We start from the raw sequence: 9,173 nt of genomic DNA on the forward strand, positions 1-9,173 counted from the left end.
GCCTTTGACCTGCACCACCCAGAGGTCGGCACCCTGGAATCCCCCGAACCAGACAGAGGCACCGCCGAACAGCTCCGTCGGTGAGGCAGCGTGCCTAGTGTGCGCTCAGCCGAGCGCGCGGGTGGCGCTAACCCAGCGCTCCACCAGCTGGCTGGCGCTGCCATCGTCGAGAGCGGCCTCGGCCCGGTCCATCCCGGCGCGCACACAGCGGTGCAGCTCATCCTCGCTCCGAGGGTGGGCATCCTGCTCACCGCACGACAGGAGCGCCAACGCGGTCCCGGCATTGAGCAGGACGGCGTCACGGACTGCGCCGGTCGACCCGTCGAAGAGCTGCCGGGCCACCTCGGCGTTGTGCTGCGCATCGGCGCCACGCAAGGAGTCCACAGGGTGCAGCGGCAGGCCCAACCGTTGCGGGTGCAGGCTCCAACGACTGATCGAGGCAGTTGCGTCGACCCACCACACGGTGCTGGTCGTCGCAGGGGTGATCTCATCCAGCCCGTCATCCCCCCGGAAGACTGCCGCCGGAGTGCCCCGCGCGGCGAAGACGCCAGCCATCAGCTCCGCCATCCGCGCGTCCGCCGACCCGACTGCTGCATACCTGGGTTGCGCAGGGTTGGTCAACGGACCGAGGAAGTTGAAGGCCGTGGCGATGCCGAGATCCTTGCGGACGACGGCGGCATGGCGCATGGAGGGATGGAAGGTCTGCGCGAAGCAGAAGGTGATCCCTACCGTTCCGGCCAGGCCGGCCACCTGCTCGGGGGAGAGATCGAGCCGGACTCCCAACGCCTCGAGCATGTCCGCCGACCCGGATTTGCTCGACGCGGCACGGTTGCCGTGCTTGACCACGACGGCACCCGAGGCAGCCATGACGATCGCCGACATCGAGGAGATGTTGACCGTGTGAGCCCGGTCCCCACCGGTCCCGACGATGTCGATGCTGGGGCCCTCCACCGTGAAGCGGTGCGCGTGCTCCAGCATCATCGTGGCCAGGCCGGTCATCTCCGGCACCGTCTCGCCCTTGGCGCGCAGGGTGGAGAGGAAGGCGGCCAGTTGACTCGGGGTCGCCTCGCCCGACATCACACGGTCCATGGCCCAGGCGGTCTGGTCGCCTGAAAGGTCCTCGCCGCGGACGAGGGTCGTCAGCAGGTCGGCCCAGGTGGTCCCGGGCTCGTGGTCGCTGTCGTGCGGAGGTGTCAGGTCCGCGCCGCTCACCGGCGCGCCAGGTCGGCGACCGCGGCGGCCATCGCCTGCGGGTCGAGCGGGCGAGGCAGTGCCGCATCGGCCAGTGACCACGTCGCGAGCCAGCCGTCGACGGGGCGCCCGGTCAGGACGAGGATCGGCGGACACTCGAAGATCTCGTTCTTGAGCTGGCGGCTGATGCCCATACCGCCGTAGGGCTGGGACTCGCCGTCCAGGATGAGCACGTCATAGCCGCCCGCCTTGACGTCCAGGATCGCTGCCTCCGGCGTCGCACACTCATGCCACCGCTCGATGCGGACATCGGCAGCGGGATGGTCCCCGACGCCCATCCGTACGGCGTCCCGGACGTCACGGTTGTAGCTGTAGAGCAGGACCGAGATCGCCCGCGCAGTGGCGGCGCTGGTGGCCGGGACAAGCTCGGTCGATCCCTCGGTGGTGCCTGGAGTCGCGGTCATGCCGTCGATGGTATTCCACCCCCGTGTCGGTCGCTGCGCCCACCGTCGCGAGACGCGCGGTGAGGCGGCTCCACAACGGAGTCGATCATGGGCCATAATGTGTTGGTGACTTCTCCTGCAGCAACCATGAGCGACCTAGAGCGGTTCCACGCGACCGCTCATGGCCCGGCGACGCGGCCCAACATGACTGCCGTCGGGACGATGGTGTGGCTCTCGAGCGAGATCATGTTCTTCGCGGGGCTCTTCGCGATCTACTTCACGATCCGATCAGTCTCACCCGACCTCTGGGCCGATCGCACGGCCTTCCTCGACGTGAAGTTTGCGCTGATCAACACCTCTATCTTGGTGATCTCCTCGATCTGGTGCCAGTTCGGCGTGTGGAAGGCGGAGCAGGGCGTGCCGCACCGCACCGGCAAACTTCTCGACGTCCGCAGCTGGGGGATGCGCGAGTGGTACGTGCTGACGTTCCTGTTTGGCTCGACGTTCATCGCCGGCCAGGTCTGGGAGTACGCCACGCTCACCATGGAGGGGCTGACCCCGACCGCCGATTCCTACGGATCGGCGTTCTTCATCACCACCGGATTCCACGGGCTGCACGTCATCGGCGGACTGATCGCCTTCCTGCTGATCATCGCGCGCAGTTTCACCGCCGGTCGCTATACCCACGCGCAGGCTGCCGGTGCCGTCGTGACCTCTTACTACTGGCACTTCGTCGACGTCGTGTGGATCGCACTGTTCTTCGTCATCTACGTGCTGCAGTGACCGTGGCAGCCCTCTCAATGAGTTCTCCCGACCATGGGGCACCCCGCCCCGCACCCGAACTGACCCCGTCCGGAAGGATCGACGAGTGACTTCCCTCGCTGCCCGCCGCCGTAGTCCGATGGCGCTGCTGGTGCTGCTCTTCCTCGGCTTGTGTTTCACCGGCACGGCGTATGCCGCCTTCGCGCCGAGCGCTGCGCCCGGCACCTCGGCGGCCACGATGACCGCTGAGGACGTCGCCGCCGGCAAGAAACTCTTCCTGGGCAACTGCGCTACCTGCCACGGAGTCAACGGTGAGGGGAAGGAGCCTGCTGGTCCGTCCCTGATCGGCGCCGGCGCGGCCGCCGTCGACTTCCAGGTCTCCACCGGACGGATGCCGTTGCCAGCCCCGGGCATCCAGGCCGAGCGAGCCCCCGAAAACGTCAAGTTCAGCTCCGAGCAGATCAGCCAACTCGCGGCGTATGTCGACTCCTTGGGTGCCGGACCGGACGTCCCCGACAGTGAGTACATCGACCTGGCGGGCGCGGATATCGCGGCCGGTGGCGCTGCCTACCGCACCAACTGCGCGATGTGCCACAACGCCTCGGGCACCGGTGGGGCGCTCACCCGTGGCAAGTTCGCGCCGACCCTGATGAACGTCGAGCCGCAGCACATCTATGAGGCGATGGTCACGGGCCCGCAGTCGATGCCGGTCTTCAACGACCAGAACATTTCACCGCAGGAGAAGGAAAACATCATCGCCTTCCTCAAGTTCGTCGAGGATGGCGGTAACGAACATGGCGGCGCTGGCCTCGGCAGCGTCGGCCCGGCCGGGGACGCGTTGTTTGTGTGGACTCTCGGGATCGGCGCCATGATCGCCGCGGCTGTATGGCTCGGAAGGAAGGCTGCCTGATATGGCGACTCGCGAGAATCTGCCCGCCCCGGTGTCCGAGGAGGGCCTCGGGCGATTCAGCAACCCGGGGATGGCCCCGCACCGACCGCGTCGAGCCGACGTCGACGAGAAAGCCGCTACGCGCGCCTCCACTCAGGTGGTCGTCCTCTTCACGATCTCGGCCTTGTCCTCGATCGCGTTCCTGGTGGCGTACTACGTCATCGATCCCACGCTGAAGGGATCGATCATCGGGATCGGGGAGCTGAACCTCTTCCACGCAGTGCTTGGCGTGACGATGGCGTTGTCGCTGCTCGGCATCGGCCTAGGCGCCATCCACTGGGCCAAGACCCTGATGCCGGACGAGGAAGTGGTCGAGGAACGCCACCCGCAAAGCTCGCCTCAAGAAGACCGTGACGCGGTCTCCCAGATCCTTTCCCATGGTTTTCGCAGCTCTCAACTCAACCGTCGCTCAGCGCTCCTCGGATCGGCGGCTGGCGCGCTGGGCCTGTTCGCCCTACCGATGGTCGTGCCGGTCATCGCCGGCCTTGGCCCGCGTCCGGGTGGGGAGATGTACACGACCCACTGGAAGGCTGGTCTCCGGCTCCGGATCGACCCCTCCGGTGCGGCGATCCGCGCGGCGGACGTGACCCAGGGTTCCGTCTTTCACGTGATGCCCGAAGGCTTCGTCGGCGCGGCTCAAGAGGACCTGCCGGCGAGCGAGGTCCTTGTCGCGAAGGCGAAGGACTCGGTCATCCTGGTCAAGTTGGACGCCTCGAAGATCAAGAGCCAGAAGCAGCGCGACTGGGGCTACGAAGGAATCGTGGCCTATTCCAAGGTCTGCACCCACGTGGGTTGCCCGGTGGCGCTGTATGAGCAGCAGACCCATCACCTGCTCTGCCCGTGCCACCAGTCAACGTTTGACATGACCGACGACTGCAAGGTCATCTTCGGTCCGGCCAAGCGCCCATTGCCGCAGTTGCCCATCACCGTCGACGGTGAGGGTTATCTCGTGGCCGCCGACAGCTTCCGAGAGCCGGTCGGCCCTAGCTTCTTCGAGCGCAACCGTCCCGGTCTGCTGAATGCGAAGGATGACGCATGAGCACCATGAGCCACGTACCGCAAGGCGCAGACCACCTCCGCGCTGACGCTCCCGTCGACACGGCCGTCAACGACTATGGCGACACCTACCTGGGAGCCAAAGATCCTGGGCTGCCGCCGGGACTCGGATGGGTCGATGAGCGTACGGGCGCGGCCAAGGGGATGCGCTTTTTGCTGAAGAAGGTCTTCCCGGACCACTGGAGCTTCCTCCTGGGTGAGGTGGCCATGTACTCCATGGTTATCTGCTTGATCACCGGCACCTTCCTCACGCTGTGGTTCGTCCCGAGCATGGGCCACGTCGTCTACGACGGTTCCTACGTGCCGCTCAAGGGCGTTGGCATGTCCGAGGCGTACGCGTCCACGTTGGACATCAGCTTTGAGATCAAGGGTGGTCTGCTGATGCGTCAGCTGCACCACTGGGCAGCGCTCTTCTTCATCGTCGGCATCGCCCTGCACGCCGCACGGGTGTTCTTCACCGGCGCGTTCCGCAAGCCGCGAGAGATCAACTGGCTGATCGGCGTCGTCCTGTCGCTGCTGGCCTGCATCGAAGGCTTCGCGGGCTACTCGCTGCCGGACGACCTGCTCTCGGGCACCGGCATCCGGGCAATGAACGGCTTCATGATGTCGGCGCCCGTGATCGGCACCTGGATGACGTACTTCGTCTTCGGTGGCGAGTTCCCGGGGGAGTCGATCATCCCCCGGCTCTACATCGCGCACGTCCTGCTGCTGCCGGCCATCCTGGTCGGGCTGTTCGTAGCACACCTGGTGCTGATCGTCGTGCACAAGCACACGCAGTACCCCGGGCCGGGTCGTACCAACAACAATGTTGTCGGCTTCCCGGTGATGCCGGTCTACACCGCCAAGGCCGGCGGCTTCTTCTTCGTCGTCTTCGGAATCACGGCGCTGGTGTCGGCGCTCGTGCAGATCAACGCCGTCTGGGTGTTCGGTCCCTATGACCCGGGTCAGGTCACGGCCGGCTCACAGCCGGACTTCTATATGTGGTTCTCCGACGGTGCGCTAAGACTGCTGCCCGGCTTCTTGGAGTTCACGCTGTTCGACACGGTGTGGAGCATGAACATCTTTATCGGTTCGCTCCTGCTTCTGCCGCTGGTGTGGACGGTGATGGGTGCCTATCCGTTCCTCGAGGCCTGGGTCACCGGTGACAAGCGTGAGCACCACCTGCTGCAGCGTCCCCGCAACGCTCCGGTCCGGACCGCGATCGGTGCGGCCGCGATCTCGATGTATCTGATCCTGGCCCTGGCCTGCATCAACGACATCCTGGCGATCAAGATGCAGCTGTCGATCAATGACCTGACGATCCTGTTCCGGACGTTGTTCTTCGTCCTGCCAGTCATCACGTTCTACGTCGTCAAGCGCGTGTGCATGTCGCTTCAGCGCCACGACCGGGAGAAGGTCCTGCACGGTCGCGAGACCGGCAAGGTAGTGCGCACCGCGGAGGGTAGATTCTTCGAGGTGCACGAGCCGTTGGACCCGTACACGCGGTGGAAGCTGGTCGAGTACGAGCCCACCCACCCGCTCGGCCTCACAGAGGGCGGGATCGACGACGCCCACGGTGTGGCACGGCCGGCTGGCCCGCTCGCGGGCCTGCGCGGCGCGCTGTCCAACTTCTTCTACCAGGACGCGATCGGTCCGGTTACCCCCGCCGAGCTCGCTGCCGCGCACAGCCACGGAGAGCTCGACGAGCTGGACGGCCCGGAGGAAGCGGCCAGCCTCGCGCAGCACGGCTCACAGGTCAACGCCGGGGCGGGAGAAAGTTTCGGCGAAGAACTCACTGGGGTGGATAGTCATCGCTGAGCACGACCCCACGCACGAGCGCCCCGTCCTTCCTTCGGAGGGCGGGGCGCCGTCGTCAGGGGACCTGGCGATGTCGCGGGAGGAGTTTGAAGAGGCGGTCGGCGACGCTTTGGACCTGGTCCCTTCGCAGCTTATGGACCAGCTGGATAACGTTGCCTTCTTCGTCGAAGACGAGCCGTCAGCGGAAGAGCCTGAGCTCCTCGGCGTCTATGACGGCGTGCCTCTGACCGAACGGGCGATGTCCTGGGGCGGCGGTATGCCTGACCGGATTACGATCTTCTCTGGTCCGCTCCAGCGCATGTGCCAGGACCGCGAGGAACTCCTGGACGAGATCGCCGTTACAGTCGTCCACGAGATCGCCCATCACTTCGGCATCAACGACGACACCTTGCACGACCTGGGGTGGGGTTAACGTGGCGGCGGCCGTGCGTCAGTGCCGGACCGTCAACAACATGGCGAGCCCAGCCGGCGCTCGCACTGAGGTCGTCGATAGAGTGGGCAGATGATTTCTGCCATCGTGCTGATCAAGGCCGACGTGTCGCGTATCCCGGAGGCGGCACACGAGATCGCCCAGATCGAGGGGATCAGCGAGGTCTACTCGGTGACCGGTGACATCGATCTCATCGCGGTCGCCCGCGTGGCCCAGCATGAGGACTTCCACGGCGTCATCGCCGACCAGCTCAACAAGGTGGCCGGCGTGCTGGAGACCAGCACCCACATCGCCTTCCGTACCTACTCCGACGAGGATCTCGAGGCTGGCTTCGCGCTCGGCCTTGACGACTGAGCCGAGCGTGCGGCCGCAGGCCTGACAATCACGCTGCTGGCGGGGGGAGCGCCCCCACGGGCCGGTCCTGGGGCCGCTGTGGCGCAGGGTCGAGCAGGTCGACCGTCGACCAGGTCGTGGCCTGCGGCTCCAGCTCTGCGCGGCTGGCACCTGCACCGTCGACCGGACAGGTCCACCGCCCTTCGAGCTCTACGAGGCGGGTGCCAGGTTTCTCCAACCAGGCGAGGATCAGCTCGGTCTCCTCGGCGAGTGCGCTTGGGCCGATGACAGGAAGCGCGTCCGTGCTCTGCGAGGGTGCCGCGACGATTTCGGCGGTCGTGCGGAGCGCCTCGATGTAGGGGACCGGGTCAGCGCCGACCGGAGTGAGGGTGGTGCCCGCCAGTCGCCCGTGCCGGACGCACACGATCTCCCATCCGCCCCCCTCCCTTCGCCGTGCGGCGACGAGCTCGGTAGTCGCCGTCAACGGTCGCAGGCGCTGTGCCCGTGCGGCAGCCCGGACAAGGGCCATCATGCGGTCTCGCAAGGTCGCTGCCTCTTCGAAGCGTTCCTGCGCCGCCAGCGTGTCCAATCGGCCACGGAGGGCTGCCATCGCCTCCCTGGAACTGCCGCTGAACACCTCGGCCGCCTGCTCGGCGACGTGGGAGTAGTCCTGCAGGCTCTGGGCGCCGATGCACGGGCCGCCGCACCGGCCCAGGTCGAAGAGGGCGCAGGCTGAGGTGCTGGACGCGGTCTTGGCCAACCGAGGGGTGCACTGGCGCAGCGGCACCACCTCGTGCAGTGCGGTGATGGCGGCGTCAGCGGTGCGACGACTCGCGAACGGGCCGGCATAGTGAGCGCCGTCTCCGCGCACGGTGCGCACGATCGACAGCCGCGGGAAGGGCTCATCGGTCAGTTTGACCCACACTGCCTTCTCCGGAAATCGGGACCGCCGGTTGTAGCGGGGCTTGTGCTTGGCGATCAACCGCAACTCGCGCACGGAGGCCTCCAGCGGGGTCGCGCAGACGATCGGCGTGATCGACTCCGCCAGGCCGACCATCTCGGCCATCCGACGCCTGGTCTCCGAGGCCGTGAAATAGGTGCGGGTGCGTCGGCGCAGGTCGGTCGCGGTGCCGACGTAGAGCGGCTCGCCACTGCCGTCCTTGAAGATGTAGACCCCTGGCGCCGACGGCATCTCATCAGCCAGGAAGCGCTTTCGTCGCTGGGCCGTGCTGACCCGCGAGGTGTAGGACTGCAGCTCTTCGATGGTGTGGACCCCGAGGTTGCCTACGCGCTCGATCAGGCCGTGGAGCACGTCGACGGTGGCCTGGGCATCATGCAGCGCTCGGTGGTCCGGAGTGACCCTGGCGCCGAAGAGCGTCGCCAGGCTGCCGAGCTTGTGGTTGGGTGCCTCATCCTTGTGCACGAGCTGCCGCGCCAGTCGCACGGTGTCGATCACGGGAAAGGTCGGCCACCGGTGACCCGTCTGCGCGGCTGCGGCCTTCAGGAAGGAGATGTCGAAGCCGGCGTTGTGGGCGACCAGCACGGAGCCGGCGGCGAACTCGAGGAACTGGGGCATGACGGTCCGGATGCTAGGCGAGTCGGCGACCATGGCGTTGGTGATTCCCGTCAGCACCGTGATGAACGGTGGGATGGGGGTGCTCGGACGGACCAACGTCTGGAACTCGCCGAGGACCTCACCGCCGCGCACTTTGACCGCTCCGAACTCGGTGATCTGGCAACCGGAGGGCGAGCCACCCGTGGTCTCTAGGTCGACGACGACGAAGGTGACGTCGGCTAGCGCCACGCCCAGGTCGTCGAAGGTGCCTTGCACCATCGAGCTGGGTTTCATCGAGCTGGGCATCCTCTGCATCCTTACGCGTCCTCCATAGCCACGAACGTAGAGGGGACCACTGACACACTGCGGCAGAACTGCCGATGGAGCGAGCAGCGGACTGGTCGGCGCGGTCACGCATGAGGGAGGGTCTGTCGGTGGTCGTCCCTAGCGTCGTCGTCAAGGAGGTGGAAGACATGACCACGTTCACCATCGATTGTGATAGTTGCCCCGCCCGGGGCCGGCTGTGTGGAGACTGCTTCGTGCCTGTCCTGGGCAAGATCTGGCTCGAGACGCCCACGGCAAGGACGATGCCAAGCCTTGGGTCGGGTCGATCCGACCCGCCCGAGGCAGGGCATGACCATGCAGTGCTGGAGCAGG

10 protein-coding genes are annotated in these 9,173 nt (G+C 66.4%); 7 read left to right on the top strand and 3 right to left on the bottom strand.

What is annotated here, in order from left to right:
- Window positions 1–105: 105 nt before the first annotated feature.
- Together trpD and Q4P07_RS13135 are read right to left on the bottom strand one after the other, a co-directional pair.
- Window positions 106–1,212: an anthranilate phosphoribosyltransferase gene (trpD, locus tag Q4P07_RS13130; protein WP_303375367.1), complete on the bottom strand. Its 1,107-nt coding sequence runs from the start codon at window positions 1,210–1,212 to the stop codon at window positions 106–108.
- Window positions 1,209–1,655 carry a hypothetical protein gene (locus Q4P07_RS13135; RefSeq protein ID WP_303375368.1) on the bottom strand — a complete coding sequence of 149 codons (447 nt, stop codon included), beginning with the start codon at window positions 1,653–1,655 and terminating at the stop codon, window positions 1,209–1,211. The genes trpD and Q4P07_RS13135 overlap by 4 nt, the downstream gene beginning before the upstream one ends.
- Window positions 1,656–1,781: 126 nt before the next feature.
- On the opposite strand from Q4P07_RS13135, the gene Q4P07_RS13140 reads away from it, so the two are divergent.
- From Q4P07_RS13140 to Q4P07_RS13165, 6 genes are all read left to right on the top strand, one after another.
- A complete protein-coding gene (locus Q4P07_RS13140; RefSeq protein ID WP_303375376.1) occupies window positions 1,782–2,417 on the top strand; it encodes a heme-copper oxidase subunit III in 636 nt (211 codons plus the stop codon).
- An 85-nt stretch (window positions 2,418–2,502) separates the two neighbouring features.
- Window positions 2,503–3,306 carry a cytochrome c gene (locus Q4P07_RS13145; protein ID WP_303375369.1) on the top strand — a complete coding sequence of 268 codons (804 nt, stop codon included), beginning with the start codon at window positions 2,503–2,505 and terminating at the stop codon, window positions 3,304–3,306.
- 1 nt (window position 3,307) lies between these two features.
- A complete protein-coding gene (locus Q4P07_RS13150; protein WP_303375370.1) occupies window positions 3,308–4,384 on the top strand; it encodes a ubiquinol-cytochrome c reductase iron-sulfur subunit in 1,077 nt (358 codons plus the stop codon).
- Entirely contained in the window at window positions 4,381–6,198 is a 1,818-nt protein-coding gene (locus tag Q4P07_RS13155; RefSeq protein WP_303375371.1) for a cytochrome b N-terminal domain-containing protein, read from the top strand. The genes Q4P07_RS13150 and Q4P07_RS13155 overlap by 4 nt, the downstream gene beginning before the upstream one ends.
- Window positions 6,199–6,268: 70 nt before the next feature.
- Complete coding sequence (locus tag Q4P07_RS13160) at window positions 6,269–6,610, top strand: metallopeptidase family protein (protein WP_303375372.1); 342 nt, start codon at window positions 6,269–6,271, stop codon at window positions 6,608–6,610.
- 90 nt (window positions 6,611–6,700) lie between these two features.
- The gene (locus tag Q4P07_RS13165; RefSeq protein WP_303375373.1) at window positions 6,701–6,982 is read left to right on the top strand and encodes an Lrp/AsnC family transcriptional regulator; all 282 of its coding nucleotides are present in this window, start codon (window positions 6,701–6,703) and stop codon (window positions 6,980–6,982) included.
- Window positions 6,983–7,010: 28 nt separating this feature from the next.
- On the opposite strand, the gene Q4P07_RS13170 is transcribed toward Q4P07_RS13165, so the two are convergent.
- A complete protein-coding gene (locus Q4P07_RS13170) occupies window positions 7,011–8,810 on the bottom strand; it encodes a DEDD exonuclease domain-containing protein (protein WP_303375374.1) in 1,800 nt (599 codons plus the stop codon).
- A 179-nt stretch (window positions 8,811–8,989) separates the two neighbouring features.
- Between Q4P07_RS13170 and Q4P07_RS13175 the strand changes: the two genes are divergently transcribed.
- On the top strand, window positions 8,990–9,173 hold a 184-nt coding region (locus Q4P07_RS13175; protein ID WP_303375375.1), incomplete at its 3' end, for a hypothetical protein.

Source organism: Ornithinimicrobium sp. (assembly GCF_030537745.1).
Classification (GTDB): domain Bacteria; phylum Actinomycetota; class Actinomycetes; order Actinomycetales; family Dermatophilaceae; genus Ornithinicoccus.